General features: G+C 69.9%; 14 protein-coding genes. 5 read left to right on the top strand and 9 right to left on the bottom strand.

Going from position 1 to position 20,701, the window contains the following annotated elements; genetic code table 11:
- The 7 genes from AOK08_RS29870 to AOK08_RS29840 form a co-directional block, all read right to left on the bottom strand.
- Positions 1-886 (bottom strand): zinc-dependent alcohol dehydrogenase (locus AOK08_RS29870; RefSeq protein WP_055531834.1); only part of this gene is annotated, 886 nt, incomplete at its 3' end.
- A 36-nt stretch (positions 887-922) separates the two neighbouring features.
- Positions 923-1,807 carry an amidohydrolase family protein gene (locus AOK08_RS29865; protein ID WP_055531832.1) on the bottom strand — a complete coding sequence of 295 codons (885 nt, stop codon included), beginning with the start codon at positions 1,805-1,807 and terminating at the stop codon, positions 923-925.
- Between the two features lie 51 nt (positions 1,808-1,858).
- A complete protein-coding gene (locus AOK08_RS29860) occupies positions 1,859-2,206 on the bottom strand; it encodes an L-rhamnose mutarotase (RefSeq protein WP_055531829.1) in 348 nt (115 codons plus the stop codon).
- Positions 2,203-4,215, bottom strand: a complete 2,013-nt coding sequence (locus tag AOK08_RS29855; protein ID WP_055531827.1) for a DUF8034 domain-containing protein — start codon at positions 4,213-4,215, stop codon at positions 2,203-2,205. The genes AOK08_RS29860 and AOK08_RS29855 overlap by 4 nt, the downstream gene beginning before the upstream one ends.
- A 110-nt stretch (positions 4,216-4,325) precedes the next feature.
- Positions 4,326-5,231 carry a carbohydrate ABC transporter permease gene (locus AOK08_RS29850; protein WP_079054351.1) on the bottom strand — a complete coding sequence of 302 codons (906 nt, stop codon included), beginning with the start codon at positions 5,229-5,231 and terminating at the stop codon, positions 4,326-4,328.
- A gap of 55 nt (positions 5,232-5,286) precedes the next feature.
- The gene (locus tag AOK08_RS29845) at positions 5,287-6,201 is read right to left on the bottom strand and encodes a carbohydrate ABC transporter permease (RefSeq protein WP_055531824.1); all 915 of its coding nucleotides are present in this window, start codon (positions 6,199-6,201) and stop codon (positions 5,287-5,289) included.
- Complete coding sequence (locus AOK08_RS29840; RefSeq protein WP_055531822.1) at positions 6,198-7,568, bottom strand: ABC transporter substrate-binding protein; 1,371 nt, start codon at positions 7,566-7,568, stop codon at positions 6,198-6,200. The genes AOK08_RS29845 and AOK08_RS29840 overlap by 4 nt, the downstream gene beginning before the upstream one ends.
- 345 nt (positions 7,569-7,913) lie before the next feature.
- On the opposite strand from AOK08_RS29840, the gene AOK08_RS29835 reads away from it, so the two are divergent.
- The 5 genes from AOK08_RS29835 to AOK08_RS29815 all read left to right on the top strand — a co-directional run bounded on the left by AOK08_RS29835 (position 7,914) and on the right by AOK08_RS29815 (position 16,002).
- Positions 7,914-8,711, top strand: coding sequence for a FadR/GntR family transcriptional regulator (locus AOK08_RS29835; protein WP_055531820.1), 798 nt, complete (start codon positions 7,914-7,916; stop codon positions 8,709-8,711).
- A gap of 423 nt (positions 8,712-9,134) precedes the next feature.
- A complete protein-coding gene (locus AOK08_RS29830; protein ID WP_055531818.1) occupies positions 9,135-10,157 on the top strand; it encodes a DNA-directed RNA polymerase subunit alpha in 1,023 nt (340 codons plus the stop codon).
- Positions 10,158-10,392: 235 nt separating this feature from the next.
- Positions 10,393-11,547, top strand: a complete 1,155-nt coding sequence (locus tag AOK08_RS29825; protein WP_157876861.1) for a hypothetical protein — start codon at positions 10,393-10,395, stop codon at positions 11,545-11,547.
- Between the two features lie 179 nt (positions 11,548-11,726).
- Positions 11,727-13,367 carry a phosphoglucomutase (alpha-D-glucose-1,6-bisphosphate-dependent) gene (pgm, locus tag AOK08_RS29820; protein WP_055531813.1) on the top strand — a complete coding sequence of 547 codons (1,641 nt, stop codon included), beginning with the start codon at positions 11,727-11,729 and terminating at the stop codon, positions 13,365-13,367.
- 106 nt (positions 13,368-13,473) lie between these two features.
- Positions 13,474-16,002: an NB-ARC domain-containing protein gene (locus tag AOK08_RS29815; protein ID WP_241827140.1), complete on the top strand. Its 2,529-nt coding sequence runs from the start codon at positions 13,474-13,476 to the stop codon at positions 16,000-16,002.
- Between the two features lie 24 nt (positions 16,003-16,026).
- Here AOK08_RS29815 and AOK08_RS29810 read toward each other — a convergent pair whose 3' ends face one another.
- Together AOK08_RS29810 and AOK08_RS29805 are read right to left on the bottom strand one after the other, a co-directional pair.
- Positions 16,027-17,712 (bottom strand): hypothetical protein, encoded by a 1,686-nt coding sequence (locus AOK08_RS29810; protein ID WP_055531836.1) that lies wholly within the window; start codon positions 17,710-17,712, stop codon positions 16,027-16,029.
- A gap of 299 nt (positions 17,713-18,011) precedes the next feature.
- Positions 18,012-20,453, bottom strand: a complete 2,442-nt coding sequence (locus tag AOK08_RS29805) for a glycosyl hydrolase family 95 catalytic domain-containing protein (RefSeq protein WP_063794157.1) — start codon at positions 20,451-20,453, stop codon at positions 18,012-18,014.
- Positions 20,454-20,701 lie beyond the last annotated feature (248 nt).

The following is a 20,701-nucleotide window of genomic DNA, read 5'->3' as shown; positions in this document are numbered from 1 at the left end:
CGACGGCGTTCTCGAAGTCGGCGCGGTCGTACAGCCGGGCGCCGACCAAGGTGAGTTCGCGCCAGAAGAAGCGGTGGAGGTTGATCTCGCGGGGGCGGGGGTGGATGGCGACCAGGCACAGCCGCCCGCGCACGCCGAGGACGTCCACGGCGGTGTCGACGCCGCCGGCGGCTCCGGAGACCTCGAAGGCGACGTCGGCGCCCGCGTCGGCGGTCCACTCGCTGACGAGTGCGGTGATGTCGCTGGTGGAGGGGTCCCAGGTGGCGAGGCCGAGGTCTTCGGCGAGCAGCCTGCGGTGGGGGCTGAGTTCGATGACGCGGACGTCGGCTCCGGCGTTGCGGGCGACGAGGGCGATGAGGATGCCGACGGGTCCGCCGCCGACGACGACGACCTTCTCGCCGTCGGAGACCTGGGCGCGGCCGACGTCGTGGACGGCGACGGCGGTGGGCTCGACGAGTGCGGCGTGGTCGAGGGCCAGGGTGTCGGGCAGGCGGACGAGGGTGGTGGCGGGGACGGTCCAGCGTTGCTGCATGGCGCCGGGGGAGTCGATGCCGATGAAGTCGAGGTGCTGGCATATGTGCTGGTTGCCGGCCTGGCAGGCGGGGCAGGTGTTGTCCCAGCGCAGCGGCATCACGGTGACCGCGTCACCGGGTGCCCAGCCCTCGACGCCGTCGCCGACGGAGACGATACGGCCGGACATCTCGTGCCCCAGCACAGCGGGTGTCTGGACTCGGGCGTCCATGTCGCCGTGGAAGATGTGCAGGTCGGTGCCGCAGATCCCGACGAAGGCGGGCGCGATCTCCACCTCACCCGCGCCAAGAGCGGGGGTCTCGGCGGGAGCGGTGTCCAGCGTACGAGCGGACAGATAACGGACAGCGAGTGTCATGGTGAGGTCAGGTCCCTTCGGCGCGAACGCCGATCGTCAGCGGGGGGTGGAAAGGCGGTAGAAGGCGGTCGCGGTGCCGGCCAGGATCGCGTGGATCTCGTCCTCGGCGAGGCCGGTGAGCAGTTCGTCCACGGTGGCAGCCCAGCGGTTCCAGCCACCCGCGAGGTTCGCGACCGGCCAGTCGGAGCCGAACATCAGCCGCTCGGGGCCGAAGGCGGCGAGCAGGGTGTCCCAGACGGGACGGATGTCGGCGGTCGTCCACGTGCCGTGGTCCGCCTCGGTGATCAGGCCCGAGACCTTGCAGACCACCTGCGGATGTGCGGCCAGCAGCTTCAACTGGCGTTCCCAGTCAGCCAGTTCACCCTTCGCGATGGAGGGCTTGCCCGCGTGGTCGAGCACCTGGGGCAGGTCCGGGAAGCGTTCCGCCAGGCGGGTCGCCTGGTCGAGCTGGTGGCTGTACACCAGGACGTCGTAGGAGAGCCCGCGGTCCTGGAGCGCCGCCAACCCCCGCTCCACGTCCGGGCGTTGCAGCCAGTTCGGGTCCGTCTCGCCCTGGACGAGGTGGCGCAGGGAGCGGAGATACCCGCCACCCGGTCCGGCGAGCAGTCGGTCCAGCACCTCGCCGATCGCCGGGGACGTCAGATCGGCCCAGCCGACCACCGCCCCGATCAGCGGTTCCCGCTCGGCGAGCGCGAGCAGGTCCTCGGTCTCCGGCACGTCCGGGATGCACTGCACGACCACCGTGCTGTGCAGTCGGCGCCCCGCGATCGGGGTGGTCGCGGTGGAGCGGAGGTCGTCCGGGGTGAAGGTCCGGTTGATCGACGCAAGAGCGGGATCGTCGAGCCAGGACTGCGGACGCTGGTCGAGGTCCCACAGATGGTGGTGGGCGTCGATGAGGACGGGCGTGGGGGATGGGGTCACGGCGAGGTTCCAAGTCGGATCGGTCGGGCGCGGGCCAGGACGAACGCCAGGTCAGACGGTGGCGTCCCCGGGCGGCGGGCCGAGGTGCCAGATCTCGGGGAGTACTGTCCACTGGCGCGATTCACCCTGGTCGGGCCAGGGCTCCTGGCAGGGGTCGGTGAGCTTCCACCACTCCTGGGTCTCCGGGTCGGCTTCGAGCGTGGCCATGTCGGCATCGAAGTCGTCGCCGTGGTACTCGAGGTAGGCGAACAGCACGTCACCGTGGAGGTAGATGCCGAAGTTTCGGATCTGCGCCCGGTGCAGGGCCGCCTCTACCCCGGGCCAGACGGCGGAGTGGAGTTCGAGGTACTTCTCCCGGTGCTCGGGCCGGAGTTTGATGGTCTGGGCGATGCGCTTCATGCCGTGGCCTCTTCCGTGCCCGGGGCGAGCTCGTCGCTCGGGGTGTCGAACGGGGTGCGGTAGCTCGGGGTGTTGGCGCGCAGGTTCATCCGCAGGACGAGCTTGATCCGGGTGGACGCGGGCAGCCGCACCGTCAGGAAGGGACTGTCGCAGGACAGTTCCTCCTCGGTGACGACCGGCTCGGTGTGGCCGTAGTCGTACATGTCGCCGATCCAGGCGTCGTCCGCGGTCGTGTAGCGGACGCCGGTGATGGTGTGCTCGGCGAAGGCGCCCGCCTGGACGATCACCGTGCGGTCCGTCTCGGGGGCGAGGTTGACCAGCTCGACGGTGGTCGCTTCGGGGTCGATGGAGCTGACCAGCGCGGCCACGTCCTGCGGGAGACCGGCGCGGCGGGCGTCGGCGTCGTGGTAGCGCAGCCGGGCCTGCTGCAGGCCGCCGTTGTACAGCACCTGGGGGCCGCCCCAGGTCAACTGGACGAGGGCCTCGGTGGCGACGGGGTTGGACTGCTGCCACACGTGGATGTCGGCCTCGGGGACGTCCAGGTCGCGGTAGCGGTCGATGCGGCGCAGCCGGTGGCGGATCTGGGCCTGGGCGTTGGCGAGGATGCGCTCCGGGTAGTCGGGGTCGTCGCCGGCGAGGAAGGCGAACCACGCCTTCTCGTGCCCGGACTCCTCCTTGGCGCGGAACGGCCGGACGGTGCGCCAGTCGATTCCCTCGGCCTCGCGCAGGTGCTCAAGACGCTTGCGGTCGGCGTCGGAGTTGCTGTGGTGCCACAGGGCCACCGGAACGGGCGGGGTGGAGGGGTTGTAGTCGAACCAGCCCGCGTCGTTGTGCCGGAACGGCAGGTGGAGCGTGGGCGTCGTGGCGTCCGGGCCGAGCTCGGCCCGCCACTTGGAGGGCAGACTGGAGTCGGCCTCGGTGTGGGGCATGACCTTGCCGCGGACGATGAGAGCGTCGAGCGAGGTGCGGACCATGGTCAGGTAGTCGTCGTCCCCGGTGACCGTCGCCGCCGCGAGCGCCGCCACGGTGGCCGCGCTTCCGATGCTGTGCCAGCCGTGCGGCCAGGACCAGCCGTAGTGGCCGCCGTACCAGCGGCCGTCCAGCAGACCGCCGACGACCCCGTCCGGGCTGACGTTGTCGGGGATGAGACCGTCGTTCGCCTCCGTGCGCTCGCGCCAGGCGCCCACGTACTCGACGATCCAGTCGCGGTAGCGCTCCTCGCCGGACAGAATCCAGGCGTTGAGGACGAGTCCGGCCGCGGCCAGGTTGAGCGCGGTGTCTCCGACGCCCGTCCGGTCGCGCATCTGCGCGCCCAGCCGCGGGTCCGCGTCCAGCGGGTACGGGCCGTCCTGGGCCTCGGGGAGCCACTCCAGCGGGTATCCGTAGGTGTCGGCCTCCTTCTGCAGCCAGGGGTAGACGTCACCGTCGAACAGACCCGTGCGGTCGGGGTCGCTGCCGTTGTGGGGGCGGGTGATGATGCGGTGCTCGGGGTCGTAGTTGCCCTTGGCCGGGTCGACGTACAACTCCGCGAAGCGCAGGGCACGCTCGGACCAGCGCTCGGGGTCGGCCATGCACAGGAAGAAGAGCAGGAGCAGGCTCTCGCCCTGGTGGAACCAGTCGTAGCCGCGTTCGTACTCGTCGCGCAGCATGTCCAGTTCGGTGAGCTGCTTGGTCACGCCCTCCCAGTGCTTCTCACTGGCGGGGAGCAGATCGTCGGCGCCGCCCAGCAGGTACAGCTGGGGCCAGTTGAAGAAGACCTCGTAGAAATCGTCCACACCGTCGCGGGAGGTGAGCGGCTCGTTGTAGTTCAGGCGTCCGTCCGGGCCGGTGAAGTCACGCTCGAAGCGGCGCCAGGAGTGGTCGAGCAGGTCGAACAGGGCCCGCTGGGACACGGCCCAGCCCGGTGGTTCGAGTACCGGCACCTGGGCCTGGATCTCCGGCGGTGCGGCCGGGCGGTCGGCGGCCGGAGTGTCGTCACCCGACGTGCTGTCGGAAGGGCTGAAGGGCATGGCAGGGATCTCCGTTCGGGGCGGCGGCGCGGAGCGCGCGCCGGGTGCAGCGAGAGGGCGGGCGGACAGCGTCGGCTCGGGACGTGGGGCCGTGGGCCGACGGTCCGGGCCTACTCCTTGGTGGCTCCGGCGAGCATCCCGCTGACCAGGAAACGCTGGGCGAAGAGGAAGACGACGAGCACCGGGGTGATGGCCACCAGCGTGGCCAGCGCCAGCTGCGGACGCTCGATCGCGGTGGTGCCGACGGCCGGGTTGAACGACGGCACGTTGCTCAGCAGGCTGCCCACACCGACCTGGATCGGCATCTGGCTGCTCTCGGGGAGCATTACGTACGGCAGGAAGTAGTTCGTCCAGTTGGCGACGAAGCTGAAGAAGCCCACGAGCGCGATGACCGGTGTCGCCAGGGGCAGCGCGATGTGCCGGAAGACGCCGATCTCGGTGCAGCCGTCCATGCGTGCCGCGGCCAGCAGGTCCTTCGGTACGGCGGTGCTGAAGTAGATGTACGTCAGGTACACGCCGAACGGGTAGAACGAGTACGGCAGGATGATCGACCACATCGAGCCGATCAGATGCACCGCGTTGACCTCGAGGAACAGCGGCACCACCAGCGTGGCGGTCGGCATGAGCATCACGACCAGAGTCGCCACCAGCAGGCTGTGCCGGCCGCGGAACTCCGTCATCGCGAGGGCGTACCCCGCCGGAATGGTCACGCACAGGGTGATGACCAGCGAGATCACCGCGTAGAGCGTGGAGTTGCCCAGCCACTGCATGATGGCGTTGTCCTGGAACCCCGAGAGGGCGTCCCAGTTGGCCTTGAAGGCGTGCCAGGACCCGATGGACAGCGGGTTGCCGTGGACGAGCTGCTGGTCGGTCTTGGTCGCCGCGAGGACGAGCCAGATCACCGGCAGCACGAAGAACACCAGGAAGACGACCAGGACGGAACCGCTCAGCAGGCGGGGTACCAGGTTACGCGTGGGACGCCGCCGCGCAGGGGCCTGGGGATTTGTTCGGCTCATGAAACTCGGTCCCTGTTTCGTGGGTGGTGTGGCGGCGGCCGGTGCGGCAACGGTCTCAGTCGGCATCGAAGAACCCAGACCTTGCGACGAAGATCCCGGCGACCGTCACGCTGACGACCAGAAGCTCCACCGAGACCGCGGCGGCGCCGTTGATGTTGTTCATCTGGAAGGCGAAGTCGTACGTCAACTGGTTCAGCGAGTAGTCGCGTCCGGCGACGCCCACGCTGGCCAGCGAGAGCAGCTGTGGCTCCACGAACAGCTGGGCACCGGCCGCGAAGGCCAGGATCACCATGTAGATGATCCACTTGCGGAGCATCGGGATCTGCACGCGCCACGCGGTCTGCCAGGCGTTCGCGCCGTCGATGCGCGCGGCTTCCATGACGTCCTTGGGGATGTTGTTCAGCGCGCCGTACATGACGACTATCCAGCCGCCCGCCCCGGTCCAGAAGGCGATGATCGTGAACAGCAGGGCCAGGTTGCCCGGCGCGATGACCTCACCGAAGGTGTGGAATCCCAGCGTGCTCAGCAGCGAACTGACCGGGCTCACCGAGGGGTCGAGCATGAACAGCCACACCAGCACACTCGCGGCGCCCGCGAGGGCCCCGGGGATGTAGTAGAAGAAGCGCAGGCTCTTGCTGGCGACGCCAGAGGAGAGGCGGTGCAGCAGCAGCGACAGGCCGACCACGAACACCACGAGGGAGACCAGCCAGAACAGCAGGTACACCGCGACATGGCCCACGGCGTCCATGAAACGGAAGTCCTGCGCCGTGGTGATGAAGTTGCTGAACCCGCTGAACGTGCCGCCCGCGTCCGTGAACGCGAAATAGACGGCGTATCCCGTGGGCAGGATGCCGAACGCGATCAGAAGGACCACGTAACCGGCGACGAAAGCGATGCCGGCCCGGCTCTGCCGGTCGGTGCCACGAGGGCGCCGACCGGCAGAGCTGGTCGAGGAGTTGACGACGGTCACTTGGAGACCTTGTATCCGTTCGACTGGGCGTACTTGACGATGGAGTCCTGCCACGCGGGCAGCTGGGATTCGATGGTCTTGCCCGCGGTGATGGCGGGCTTGACGGTCGCGGCCCAGATCGCCTCCTGGCTGAACTGGCCCGAGCCCCACTGCGACCAGACCTGGGAGGACGCGTTCTTGAGCGCGCTCAGGTCGCTGGCGAAGTAGCCGGCGGTGCCCTGACCCGTCAGCCAGACCTCGGCCGCGGGCGCGTACGCCGGGTAGCCGGGCGCCTTCTCACCCTGGTAGGCGTTGTCGGTGGTGACCCACTTCAGGAAGTCGGTGGCCGCCTTGATGTTGGTGGAGTGCTGCGACAGCAGCCAGGTGCCGCCGCCGACGTTGCCGGTGGAGACGTCGCTGTCGCCCTTCCACTGCGGGATGGGAGCCGCCGCGATCTGCTTCGCCGGGACCTTCAGGGTGTCGCGGAAGACCGCGCCGCCGAACCAGGCCGGGCCAGGCATGAGCAGGACCTTGTCGGCCTCGTTCTTGCCGAAGTCGGTGCTGAAGACGCCGCTGATGGACATGGACTTGTTCTTGATGAGGACGTCCATGAGCTTGGCCATCTTGGTGCAGGCCTCGCTGGTGGTGTTCACCGAGACGGCCTTGGGGCCGGTGATGTGGTTGGCGCCGCACTTGCTCGCCCACATGTAGATCTCGGGGGTGAAGGAGTCACCGGCGTCACCCACGAGGTAGCCGGGGTGCTCCTTGGCGACCTTCTCGCCGAGCGCCTGGTACTCCTCCCAGGTCGTCGGCACGGTGTAGCCGAACTTCTTCAGCAGCGGCGCGTTGTACCAGAGCACCGCCTGGGAGAGGTCGTTGCGCAGGCAGTAGAGCTTGCCGTTGACGGTACAGACGTCGTTGGCGCCCTTCGCGAAGTTGCCCAGGGTCGCGTCGTCGATCAGGCCCTTGTTGAGCGGTGCGGCGAAGCCGGCGTCGACCGCCCAACTGGCCTCGTTGTTCTGGGAGCTGAAGACGACGTCCGGCCAGCCCTTGCCGGTGCGGTTGAACAGCTGGGTCTTGGTCTGGAGGTAGTTCGAGCCGTTGGCGTCACCGTCGTAGCTGACGATGTCGAGCTTCACCTCGGGGTGCAGCTTCTGGTAGAGCTTCGCGGCGTCCATGCGGGTCGCGTCGACCCAGACGGTCAGAGTGCTGTCCTTCTTCTGCGGCGCCTGGGCGAAGCCGTCCTTGGTGGTCGTGCCGGCGCTGCTGCCGCCGCCGCCACAGGCGGTCACGGTCAGGAGCACGGTCGTCGCACACCCGGCGAGCAGTGCCGCACGTCTGGCGGTGAACACTCTCTTCTGGCTGGACGAAGGCTTGGTGACGGTCATCGTTGACTCCACTGAGTGCGCATGGGATGAGGTGACGCCGGGCCGTCCCGGGCTGGCGTCGGATGTTGCAGGCGGCTGTGCTGCAACCTCGCGGTTGAAATTAGCCGCCTTATCGAGCGCTTCGTCAAGGGGTTCTACGCCGCTTTTTTGGTGGATCTACGACTGATGACCCCAAGGCTAAGTGAATTTTTCCAGCATATGTACCTTTTGGGCAAGGTCTCCGCCATGGCTCATCGGCAGAGTCTCTTGCTAAATGAGTACGATTTATTATTCGTCTGAGGTACGATCTGTGCGGCTCCACGGCGATCAGAGGCGATCGCCGCAGTCATCTCGGAGGCAGCTCAGATGAACGACACGCCAGCGACCGATGCGGCTTTGCCGGCGAAGGACTCCCCTGTCGCGGCAACAGTGGTGAACGGCTCGGACGTACGGCGTGACTACCGCCCCGGGTACGAGATCGTGGCGGAGCAGATCCTCGAGTACATCGCCGAGGCCCGGATGGTCGCGGGCGACCGGCTGCCTACGGAGATCGACCTTGCCCAGACGCTGAACACCAGCAGGGCGGTGGTCCGGGAAGCCGTGAAGATCCTGTCCGCCCTCGGCCGGGTACGGGCCCACAAGGGGCGCGGACTGTTCGTCGCCGACGACGAGGGCATGCTCATCACGAGCCGGTGGGGAGGCTTCTTCCGCCCTGTCGACATCGACCACGTCCTGATGCTGTTCGAGTTCCGCAGGGTCCAGGAGATGTCCGCCAGCAGTCTCGCCGCGACCCGTGCCACCCCTTCCGAACTGCGCACCATCGAGATCGCCATGCAGCAGTGCCGGCACGGGTACGTCAACCGACAGGTCGAGGTCTTCAACCAGGCGGACGAGGACTTCCACGCGGCGGTGACCGCCGCCTCGCACAACACCTTCCTCGCCAGCGCCGTGCGCGACGCACGAAGACTTCAGCGGCAGTCGAGCGCCATCGGCATCCACGACAACCTGGGCGAGAACACCAGGTACGCCGTCGAGGAACACGAGGCGATCTTCAGGGCCATCCGTGACGGCCGCCCCGAGGAAGCCGCCGAGGCCACAGCGGTACACCTCGACCGGACGCTGGAGGACTACCGGCGCGTGATCCAGCGGCGCCTGTTCGGATAAGGACACGGCCACGCCGGACGAGCCGCGCGGGGGCCACGCCCCCGCCGTTCCCCGGCGTCCGGGCGTGCTCGCGCCGCCGTGACCCCGTCGGCCCCGAGGCAATCATTCGGGAACCACGACCGGTCCGGGGACACCTGGGCTGTTGTGCCGGTGGGTGCCGGCCGGTCATCCCGGCAGACTCGGTAGCCCCTACGGTAACGCCCTGACCAGGGATTTCGTGATGCCGTTTGTGTCCGGCGGCTGATCGGCCACGGCCCGGAACGCCTTTCGCGCGGCGGCCGGAAGGCAGGCCCGAGGCCTCCCCGCCGCGCCGGGACACGGCCCATTGGGCCCCGGTGGAAACCGCAGGGCCCCTGGCGCCCGTACCCTTTCTATGTCTACGGCGTCACATAGCGGGCGCCAAACCACTGGAGGCAACACCCCGTGCTGATTGCTCAGCGTCCATCCCTGACCGAAGAAGTAGTCGACGAGTTCCGCTCGCGGTTCGTCATCGAGCCGCTGGAGCCGGGCTTCGGCTACACCCTCGGCAACTCCCTGCGTCGTACGCTCCTCTCCTCGATCCCGGGTGCGGCGGTCACGTCCATCCGTGTCGACGGTGTCCTGCACGAGTTCACCACCGTGCCGGGCGTCAAGGAGGACGTCACCGACCTCATCCTCAACATCAAGCAGCTCGTCGTCTCCTCGGAGCAGGACGAGCCGGTCGTGATGTACCTGCGCAAGCAGGGCCCGGGCGTCGTCACCGCCGCCGACATCGCGCCGCCGGCCGGTGTCGAGGTGCACAACCCCGACCTCGTCCTCGCCACGCTCAACGGCAAGGGCAAGCTGGAGATGGAGCTGACCGTCGAGCGCGGTCGCGGCTACGTCTCCGCCGTGCAGAACAAGCAGGTCGGCCAGGAGATCGGGCGTATCCCGGTCGACTCGATCTACTCGCCGGTCCTCAAGGTCACCTACAAGGTCGAGGCCACGCGTGTCGAGCAGCGCACCGACTTCGACAAGCTGATCGTCGACATCGAGACCAAGCAGGCCATGCGTCCCCGCGACGCCATGGCCTCCGCGGGCAAGACGCTCGTCGAGCTGTTCGGGCTTGCCCGTGAGCTCAACATCGACGCCGAGGGCATCGACATGGGCCCGTCCCCGACGGACGCCGCCCTCGCCGCCGACCTGGTGCTGCCGATCGAGGAGCTCGACCTCACGGTCCGCTCGTACAACTGCCTGAAGCGCGAGGGCGTCCACTCCGTGGGCGAGCTCGTCGCCCGCTCCGAGGCCGACCTGCTGGACATCCGCAACTTCGGTGCGAAGTCCATCGACGAGGTCAAGGCGAAGCTGGCCGACATGGGCCTGGCCCTGAAGGACAGCCCGCCCGGATTCAACCCGACCGCCGCTGCCGACGCCTTCGGCGCGGACAACGACGCGGACGGCGGTTTCGTGGAGACCGAGCAGTACTGACCAATCAGTACTGACCGAGCGGTACTGACCGAGCAGCACTGGCAGTACTGGCGGTACTGAACACCGCGCCACAGGACCCGCGCCCCGGTTCCGCTTCGAACCGGGGCGCGGGTCCGCGCGTGCGTATCCTCCCGAGGCCCTCCCCGGCCGGGCCGGGGCAGCCTGAAACAAAAGGCGCCCCCTGCCGCATCAGTACCTACGGGGGAGCGGTTCCTCCGGAACGGGAGAGAACAGAGTGACGGCCAAACGAAGGATCGCGGGGCAACTGGCGGCAGTCGGGGCGATCACGATGGTGATCAGCGGCACCGCCACGGCCGAGTCGGCCATCGGCGGGACATGGACGGAGACATCGACGGGCCAGGTCTCGGTGATGACCCTGGCCCAGCCGAGTCCGTCGAAGACCTGGGCCGGCGGCGCCGAGATCGTGGGGAATCCCGACAACGGCGCCATCCGGTTCGTGCCCGCCATGTACGAGCGCGACCTCGCCCGGGGCGGAACGTGGAAGCGGACAGCGCTGCGCGGCGCCGACACGTGGAACAGCAGGATCAACGACATCGCCACCGCGCCGGACGGCTCGGCGTTCTTCGTCGGTGACCAGGCGTCGGACGGCCGGGGCGTCCTGATCGGACGCTACGCGGCGGGCGCCTGGCAACTCGAGGCCGACACAGGTCTGCCTTCCGGGACGGTGGAGGCCAGTCTGCTGTCGGTGAGTTCGGTCTCCGCCCGGGACGCCTGGGCGGTGGGACAGGGCTACACGGAGGACACCTTCGCGCAGGTCCCGGTCGTCCAGCACTGGGACGGCCGGCGATGGCGGTCCGTGCGGATCCCGGGTTCGGCGAACTGGGGCCTGAACCAGGTCAAGGAGCTGGCACCGGACGACGTGTGGATCGTCGGCGTCGACAATGACACCGGCCAGTCCCTCGCCGTCCACTGGGACGGCCACCGGTGGACACGCACGCCCACCCCGGCGTTCCCCGACTCGGCGGTCCTCTTCGACATCGCCGCCCGCACACCGGACGACGTCTGGGCGGTGGGCTGGTCCCGCGACACCGACAAGCAGCGCCCGGCGGGCCTGGCCCTGCACTGGGACGGCACCTCGTGGACCCAGGTGCCCCTGCCCAAGGGCACCTTCTCCCTCCAGGCCGTCACCCTGCGGCCGAACGGCGGACTCGCTGTCGTGGGCGGCAACGACGACGCGGCGGTCGGTATGACCTGGACGCCCGCCGAGGGCTGGCGGTCGCTCGGCCTGCCCGAGAGCGATCCCCAATTCCCGCTCGGCGTCAGCTCCGTGGTGTCCTCCGGCACGAACCTGACCGTCGGCGGCTGGCACTACCGTTCGAGCGGCAGCGGCGACTCCTTCAGGAGCGGTGCCATTTTCACCAGGAAGTAGCGGCTCCGACCACCTCTGAGGTGTGCGGGTGTCCCTGTCCTGCGAAGTGTGGGACAGGGGCACCCGTCGGACGCTTGCCGCAACGTCCGCCCGGTGGGGGACCGGTGGGCGACCGGGCGGTTCCGGCAGGGGAGAATGAGGCACGTACTCAACGGTCGACCCTTGCGGAGGAGCGGGAAATGCAGGACGCGCGAGCAGGACAGGTCGCCGGGCCCGAGGACCTCATCGATGTGGCCCGCCTGGTCACGGCGTACTACGCGCTGCACCCCGACCCGGCCGACCCCGGGCAACGGGTGGCCTTCGGCACCTCGGGACACCGCGGTTCGTCCCTCGCGACGGCGTTCAACGAGGACCACATCGCGGCCACCAGCCAGGCCATCTGTGAATACCGCGCCGCCCAGGGCACCGACGGCCCCCTTTTCCTCGGTGCCGACACCCACGCCCTGTCCGAGCCCGCGCGGATCACGGCACTGGAGGTGTTCGCCGCCAACGACGTGACCGTCCTCATCGACCAGGCCGACGGCTACACGCCCACCCCGGCCGTCTCGCACGCCATCCTCACCCACAACCGGGGCCGTACGTCAGGCCTCGCCGACGGCGTGGTGGTCACTCCCTCGCACAACCCGCCCGCCGACGGCGGCTTCAAGTACAACCCTCCCAGCGGCGGCCCCGCCGGTTCCGACGCGACCTCCTGGATCCAGGACCGCGCCAACGAGATCATCACCGGCGGCCTGAAGGACGTACGGCGCGTCACCTACGCCCGCGCGCTGGCCGCACCCGGCACCGGACGCCACGACTTCCTCGGCACCTACGTCGCCGACCTGCCGAACGTGCTCGACCTGGACGCGATCCGGTCCGCCGGCGTGCGCATCGGCGCCGATCCGCTCGGCGGCGCCTCCGTCGCCTACTGGGGCCGGATCGCCGAACAGCACCGGCTCGACCTGACGGTGGTCAACCCGCTCACCGACCCCACCTGGCGCTTCATGACGCTGGACTGGGACGGCAAGATCCGGATGGACTGCTCCTCGCCCTACGCCATGGCCTCGCTCATCGAGCGGCGCGACCGGTTCGACATCGCCACCGGCAACGACGCCGACGCCGACCGGCACGGCATCGTCACACCGGACGGGGGCCTGATGAACCCCAACCACTATCTGGCCGTGGCGATCTCGTACCTGTTCGCGCACCGGGAGCAGTGGCCGGCCGGCGCCGGTATCGGGAAGACGCTGGTGTCGTCCAGCATGATCGACCGGGTCGCGGCGGACGCCGGCCGGAAGCTGGTCGAAGTCCCGGTCGGATTCAAGTGGTTCGTGGACGGCCTCTCCGACGGGACACTCGGCTTCGGCGGCGAGGAGTCGGCGGGCGCGTCCTTCCTGCGCCGCGACGGCTCGGTGTGGACCACGGACAAGGACGGCATCGTCCTGGCCCTGCTCGCCTCCGAGATCACGGCGGTCACCGGCAAGACCCCGTCGCAGCACTACACACTGCTGACCGACCGGTTCGGTGCCCCCGCCTACGCGCGCGTCGACGCCCCGGCCTCCCGCGAGGAGAAGGCACTGCTGGCCAAGCTGTCCCCGAGCCAGGTCACCGCCGACACCCTCGCGGGCGAGCCGGTCACCAAGGTGCTCACGGAGGCTCCCGGCAACGGCGCCGCCCTCGGCGGGATCAAGGTCGCCACCGCCAACGCCTGGTTCGCGGCCCGCCCTTCGGGCACCGAGGACGTCTACAAGATCTACGCGGAGTCGTTCCTCGGCCCGGACCATCTGCGCCGGATCCAGGAGGAGGCCAGGACCGTGGTGCTCACGGCACTCGGCACCTGACGAGGCGGAGGCGGGGTGCACGGCGCGCCCGGCTGTCCAAGTGTCCAAGATCGCTCTACGGTTGGGTCCGACTACCCTGTGGTGCTGGACGGGTGAAGGGGACTGCGTGGAAGCCGAGTTGGCCACTCTTGCCGCGTCGGCGGCGACGACGCTGGTGGGGCTGATCGTTTCGGAGTCGTGGGAGCGGGCCAAGGGCGGTGTGGTCCGCTTCTTCGGACGACGCGCTTCGGGCGAGCCCGCGGAGGACGAACTGCGGGCAGAGCGCGAGGAGTTGGACAGGGCGCGGTCGACGGGGGACAGCCAGGCCCAGGAACGGGTCCACGAACACCTGCGGCAGCGCCTGGCCGGCATCTTCCGGACGGATCCCCGGGCGGCGGAGGAACTGGCGCAGTTGTTGACCGCGCTGGCACCGGACGCGTCAAGCACCTTCGTCAACCTGGTCAGCGGCGGAGTGAACCACGGCCCGGTATTCCAGGGCTCGCACATCCACGGCGGCGTCGCCTTCTACGTCCAGTCGGCACCTGCCCCCGCACCCGCCCCGGCAGCGGTTCTGCCCGTCAGACCTGATCAAGTCCCCGTCGTGACCGTACAGTTCAGCAACAGGACGGCCGAACTCGCGGCCCTGGACGAGACACTGGGCACACCGGCCGGCAGTTCCGCGGCCGTCGGTGTCGACGTACTGGACGGACTTCCCGGTGTCGGCAAGTCGGCCATGGCCTGGCGATGGGCGGCACGGGCCCGGGAACGCTTCCCGGACGGGCAGTTGTACGTGGACTTCGCCGCCCTGCGCGACCGGGTCACGCCGATGACCGGTCCCGGCGGAGACGTCTCCGAGGCCCTGGCCATGTGCCTGAGGTCGCTGCCGGGAGGCGATCTCGGCATGCCGGACTCCCTCGCGGAGCGGACCAACCTGTTCCGGTCGCGTACGGCCGGCCTGCGTCTCCTGCTCGTCCTCGACGATGTGAACCAGCCCGCGCAGGTGCGCGCGCTGATCCCCAAAGGGCCGGGCAGCGCCGTACTGGCCACCAGCCAGCGCAAGTTCGGCGAACTCGCCGCCCACGACGGCGCCCGGCTGATCTCCGTCAAGCCGCTGGACGCGCACGGCGGGCTCGAACTGCTGAGGGACCGGTGCGGTGCGGCGGCGGTCGAGGCCGAACCGGAGGCCGCGCAACGGCTGGTGGAGCTGTGCGGCGGTCTGCCGGTGGCCCTTCAGGTCGTGGTGGCGCGTCTGGCCACCGACGGTCTCGGCATGGCGGAGCTGGCCGCCGAACTCGACGACGAGGCAGGGAGACTGGCAGCGATGGCATTGGACGGGGAAGAGTCCTCGGTGTCCGCGGTACTGGGGCCCTCCTATCGGTTGCTGCCGCCGGACGCCGCCCGGCTCTACCGGCTGCTCGGACGCCTGCCGTTCGATGTCTTCGACGCCGGCGTGGCCGCGGTCGCCGCTGGTGTCCCCACGGGTGACGCGAGAAAACTGCTGCTCGTCCTGGCGAAGGAGAGCTTGGTGGAGGCCGTGGGCGACGGCCGGTACCGCATGCACGAACTGGTCCGTCTGCATGCCCGCGAACGGGCGGCCGAGGAGGAGCCGGAGACCGAGCGGGCGGCGCTGACGGAACGGGTGGGCAGGCACTATCTCGTGCTGACCGCGCTCGCCGACCGGGCGCTCCGGAAGGAACGGCTACGGATCGCCGACCTCACGGACCTGCTGACCGAGGCCGCTGATCCCTTCGCCACGGCGGGCGGGCCACCCCCACTGGAGTGGCTGGACACCGAGCGGCCCGCCATCCTCGCGGTACTGCGCACGGCCGTCCAGGACAGGCTGTACACCCTGGCCTGGCAACTGGCCGAGGCCTTCTCCGTGCTGTTCCTCTACCGGCGGTACCTCGGGGCATGGCAGGAGTCGCTGGCACTCGGCATCGAGGCGGCGGCGGCAGCGGCGGCCTCGGCGGACACGCCGGGGGAGATGGCGGAGGCCATGGCGGGCGAGGCCCGGCTGCGCGGGCTGCTTTCACGCCCGTTGCTCGACCTCGGCGAGAACGACCGCGCGGGCGAACAACTGGAACGGGCCGTCACCCTCGCCGACGCGACCGACCGCCTCGACCTGCGTGCCTCCCTTCAGGAGTTCCTCGGCCGGTACCTGGACGTCGTCGACCCGTCCCGGGCTGTCGGGGCGTACCGGCGCTCCCTCGAACTCAACGAGCAGGCCGGGGAGTCCCGTGGAATCGCCCTTGCCACCTTCTTCCTCGGGTGCGCGCTCGACACCCGGGGCGATCACACCGAGGCCATGGCCCTGCTGTGCCGGGCACGACAGGACCTGGAGAGCCGCCGGGAGCCCGATCGGCGGATGGCCGCCCGGGTGAGGGCCGCCATCGGCGTCGTACACGACCATCTCGGCGAGACCGAGGACGCGATCCGTGAACTGCGAGGGGCCGTCGAGGCCCTGGGCGCGGAAGCGGAAGGCATGCAGTACGAGGCACAGGCCCGGGAGCGGCTCGCCGACATCGCGCAGCGGGCGGGTGGCCGGGTGGAACTGGTGCGCGAGTGCCTGACGAGGGCAGTCGGCATCCACGAGGCGCTCGGCGACCACTCCAGGGCGGCGGAGTCGCGGCGACGGCTGGCGGACCTCGACGGCTGAAGCGGGTCCGGCCCGGCCGGCCGGTTATCGGGTCGGCCGGGTGGCCCGAAGCCGCAGCACGACGTCCTCGTCGCGGATGTCACCGATCCGCAGCGTCACTTGGGCGTCGTCCAGCGGAAGTCCCGTGCGCAGACAGGCGTAGACGACCGCCGTCGAAAGCCCCGGATCCAGGACCGGGCCGGTGACGGCCGCCTCCGCCACGCGGCCGTCCCTGAGCCCGACCAGACAGGCGCCCCCGCGCACCGTCGAGGCCGCGAGAAGGCTGCCGGGCCGCTGGGCGAGCGTGTCCTCGACCCAGCGCAGCGCGCCGGCCGGCGTGGGCGCGGGGTGCCGCCGGACGAGTACCGAGGCGCTCTCGGCCAGCCGGTGGTCGCGTTCGTCGTCCGCGCAGGCCAGATGTGTAAAGCGGGTGGGGGAGTCCGGCCGGGGCGTGTCGTACGCGCTGACCGCCGCCGGCACGCGCCGCACACTGACGGCCGGTGCCGCGCCGCCCCCGGTGACATCGGTGGTGACCTGCCACGAGGTGATCGGCGTGGCGGGCGGCTCCGGGACCGGCAGCACCAGCGGAACCGGCGGTGGAGTGGACGGCTCAGGGAGCTTCAGCAGGCCGTAGAGGGCGGTACGGAGACCGGACAGGGCATGTCCCGGCTCGGCGAAGGCCTGCGCCGCGACCGCCGCGTACCGATCGGGCGTGTGCTCGCGGACGGCATCCTCCACCTGCCGGCGCAGGTCCCCGCGGGTGTCGAGCCGGGGAGCCACGGCCGACAGGGCGTGGACGGCCGTACCGGGCACCGCGTCCGCGCCGAACGCGGCCAGCAGCAGCGGTGTACCGGCCGCCGCCCCGTACAGCGTCACCGAGCCGTGGTCACCCACCAGGACGTCCGCCGCGACGAGCGCGGGCCGCCAGGCGTGCACGGCCGGCATCAGCAGCAGTCCCGAGTCCAGCGCGGCGGCCTGCAGGGTGCGGAGCTGCCAGGAACCGTGGGCCGACCACACATTGGGGTGGATGATCGCGCCGACCCGGTACTCGTCACAGGGAAGCCGGGCGAGCAGACGAGGCAGCAGGTCCGGGTGGCGCCCCAGCAGCGAGGTCTGGCTCCAGGTCGAACTGACCATGACCAGACGCTGGTGCTCAGCGACGCCCAGCGCCTCCCGGTAGGCCTTCCTGTGCGACCGGCTGGCGACCAGCTCGTCGAAGCACGGGTCGCCGACCAGCAGAGTGCGCCCGGCCGCCTTCGGGTGGGTGGCGAGCAGTTGCTCCTCCTGCGCCGGATGCGAGATCGCCAGCCAGGCGCGCCCCGTCTCCAGGAGGGAGTCCGGCACGACCCCGGAGAGCCGCTCGCGCTGACTCCGGGAATCCGGCACGTGCTTCTGGAAGCCGACGCCGTGCGGCAGCACCAGCACCGGGCAGTCGCCCTCCGGCACGTCGATGTTCTCGCTGGCGGACAGGATGAGATCGGGGGCGATGTCCCCCAACTGCTCCCAGGGCGCGACCCGGCAGCCGGCGGCCTGGAGGAGGTCGAGGACGCCGTCGTTGAACGCGGAGGTGGCATCGAAGGCGAAGACGACGCTCACGCGGGTGTCGTCGCGCAGAATCGCCGGCAGCGTTTCGAGGACCCGCACGGTCGAGGTGACCGTACGGGCGGCGACGACCAGAGTGCGCTCACCATGGAAGGTGCTCCAGCGGTGGGCGTCGTGCCCCACGGGCACGCGCAGCGGCTGGCTACCGAACAAGGCGGCCACCTCTAACACCCCCGCTTCCGCACCCGGTCAGCGGCTCGCGGCTCGCGGTGATGGTGCTTTTATCGCATTTCAAGCCGGTTGACAATCTTTCGGGGGGTTACCGGACGGGCGGACGATGGGGGTGACCTGGTACACGGTAACGAATGAGGTGGTAGCGGGCACACGGCGCTCCTGAGTGTGGCGGGGGCAGGCCGGAGGAAGCGGAACAGGGCTGTGGATGCCCTGGCCGTGTCCGCTCCGCTCCGGCCCGTGACGCGCGCCCCGGGCTATGGGCCCGTCGGCAGGGAGACGGTGATCGGGGTGAGTTGCCCGGCGGCGAGGGAGATGTTCCGGGCGTGCGGGCCCAGGGGGGAAGTGCCGACCTGTGCGGAGGTGGTGACGGACGTGATGCCGCGGCGGCTGATCAGCGTGATCTCCTGGGCCGTGTCCGAGGTGACCGTCACCTTCGTGGTGCCGGCGGACAGGTCCCAGTCCAGGCTGTGCACACGGACCCCGTTCCTGCCCCGGAGACCGGTGACCGTGCCCTTGGCCCACTGCTCGGGCAGCGCGGGAAGGAGTTCGAGAACACCCGGCCGGGTGTGGAGCAGTGCCTCGGCCAGTACGGCCGGCAGGGCGTTCGCCGCGTCGGCGTTGTAGATGTCGAGGCCGGGATTGTGCGAGGTCATCAGCGACCGGAAGAGCATGTCACTGCCGATGATCTTCCGGAGGTTGTCGTACACCTGGGCGCCGTCCTTCAGGCGAGCCGCCGCGAAGGCACGATGCAGGCTTCCGTGTGCGGAGAGGTTCTGGTCTCCGCGCAGTTCGAGCGCTCTGAGCGCCGGGGTTACGAGGTCGGGGCGCTCCTCCGGGTTGATCTCGTCCAGGGGCCAGGCGCCGTACAGGTGTTGTATGTGGCGGTGGTCGTAGTGGTCGGTCAGGGTGGGCCAGGACCATTCGGCGAGGGCGCCGTCGTCGTTGATCCGGTACTCGGGGAGCTTGTCGAGCAGTGCCGTCCAGCGTTCGACGCCTTCGCCGGTGCCCTGCTCGACGCCGAGGACACCCGCTGCGTCGATGGCGGCCTGGAGGGCGTGCCGGCCGGCGGTGATGTCGCCGGTGGCGTTGACGGACAGGTGCTCGTCGGTGTTGCCGGGGGCGTTCTCCATGGAGAAGGACGGTACGAAGACCACCTTGCCGTCGGTGTCGGTGCGGGTGAGGAAGTCCTCGTAGAACAGGGCGAGTTCGAGCAGCGCGGGACCGAGCCTGTCTCGCAGGAAGGCATGGTCGCCGGTGACCTCGTAGTACTCCAGGAGCGGCTGGAGCAGCCAGTCGGCGCCGCCGGTCCAGCAGTGTCCGGGGAAGTCGCTGTTGTTGAAGTGGAGCATGTGGCCGTACTCGCCGTCGGTGCGGGAGGGGGCGAGGAAACCACGGGCGCCGTAGAGGTTCCTGGCGTTGGTCCGCCAGTGGTCCAACTGGCCGAGGACCAGGGTGAAGTAGCCCTCCATCACCTCGGTCAGGTCGAGGATGTTGCCGCCGGCCACCTGGAGGTTGACGTTGGCGTCCGTGGTGAAGTCGTCCGCCCAGGCGGTGGTCCACGCCCCTGTCCAGATACCGGTCAGGCGGGGTGGCAGGATGCCGCTGGAGCTGAGGAAGAGGTAGCGGCCGGAGTCGTAGAGCCGCTCCAGCAGGGCCGTGCCGATGACGGTGGGGTCCGCGTTCTGACGTGCGATCAGCTCGGTGGTCGAGAGCCCGCGGTCGGCGGTGGGGACGTTCAGGTCGAGGCGGGAGCGGTCGTACAGCTCCGAGTGGATCTTCGTGTGGCGGGCGAGCAGTGCCTCGTAGTCAGCGTCCAGGGCGGCCAGTTGGGCGTGCAGCGGCCGGGAGTCCCAGGCGCCGGGCGTCTCGTACCGGTCCAGTCGCGTCAGGAGCGTGAGCCTGGCCGCCTCCGTCACGACGACGGTCGAGCCGCTGACGGCGACCGTGCCGCCGGTCGGCACGACACGGGTGACGCCCTCGTAGCCGTAGGCGCCCGCCGCCTCGGGGTAGGTGCTGCGCAGATTCAGCCATCCGGAGCCCTCACCGACGTCCGCCAGGGTGGTGAACGTCATGTGGGTGTGCGGGAGGTCGTCCCCGCCGTGAACGGTCGCGGGCTCGTCGAGGGCGGTGTGCACGCTCAGGGTGACGTCGACGGTACGGCCGGGGGGCGGGGTGAGTTCGTGGACGACGACCCGGTCGGCGCGGGAGGCGAAGACCCGGCGGGACCAGGTGCCGTGCGTGTCCGCCCAGGCGGAGGTGACCTCGCCGGTGCGGAAGTCGGTGACCCGGACGTACTGGTCGGCGGCGGGGTCCTCCGCGGTGGCGATCCGCAGCTCGTACGCGGGGTGGTAGGTCTGGGTCCAGCGCAGCTCCCACCCGTCGGCGAAGTCCCGGCACGCTCCCGTGTAGTCCCCGGCCAGCGCCTTGTCCCGCACCGCTTCCAGCCGGTCGGCGAGCACCGGCGGGGCGACGTCCCGGGTGCCGTTCGGCAGGAGGAAGCGGTGGTGGTTGAAGACGATCTTCTCCAGCGCCGGGTCCCCGTACACCACGGCCCCGTACTCACCGTTGCCGGTGACGAAGCCGTCCGTCCACGCGTCGGCGGGAACGGTGTCATGGATCCCACGGTCGGGAAGCGCGACCAGGGCGGCCGGCGTGGGCGAGGTTGTGTCGCCCGCTGAAGGACGTACGGAGTGCATGGCTGTCCAGTCTTTCGTACGGAGGAGCGTCACCGTTCGGCCAGGTCCCCTCGGCCGGGTGATGGTGGCCTCCATGGTGCCGGAGAGGGCCGTGGCGGCCACCCGGGGGCCGGTCCGGTCAGGTCGACCGCGCCGCGACGGCCGCTCCCTCCCGTACGAGGACCGCCTGTCCGGCCCGGTCCACCCTGTCCACGATCTTCCGTACCGCTCGTCTACCGTTCAGTGCGCCCGTGCGAAAGACTGACGTG

The organism is Streptomyces graminilatus (assembly GCF_001418565.1).
Taxonomy (GTDB): domain Bacteria; phylum Actinomycetota; class Actinomycetes; order Streptomycetales; family Streptomycetaceae; genus Streptomyces; species Streptomyces graminilatus.
This window is presented reverse-complemented; position numbering and strand designations above follow the sequence as displayed.

Bases quoted from the DNA above. Each gene is read 5' to 3' on its own strand.
- AOK08_RS29860 (WP_055531829.1), bottom strand. From the start codon at position 2,206: ATGAAGCGCATCGCCCAGACCATCAAACTCCGGCCCGAGCACCGGGAG.
- AOK08_RS29855 (WP_055531827.1), bottom strand. From the start codon at position 4,215: ATGCCCTTCAGCCCTTCCGACAGCACGTCGGGTGACGACACTCCGGCC.
- pgm (WP_055531813.1), top strand. From the start codon at position 11,727: ATGCAGGACGCGCGAGCAGGACAGGTCGCCGGGCCCGAGGACCTCATC.
- AOK08_RS29835 (WP_055531820.1), top strand. From the start codon at position 7,914: ATGAACGACACGCCAGCGACCGATGCGGCTTTGCCGGCGAAGGACTCC.
- AOK08_RS29850 (WP_079054351.1), bottom strand. From the start codon at position 5,231: ATGAGCCGAACAAATCCCCAGGCCCCTGCGCGGCGGCGTCCCACGCGT.
- AOK08_RS29805 (WP_063794157.1), bottom strand. From the start codon at position 20,453: ATGCACTCCGTACGTCCTTCAGCGGGCGACACAACCTCGCCCACGCCG.
- AOK08_RS29840 (WP_055531822.1), bottom strand. From the start codon at position 7,568: ATGACCGTCACCAAGCCTTCGTCCAGCCAGAAGAGAGTGTTCACCGCC.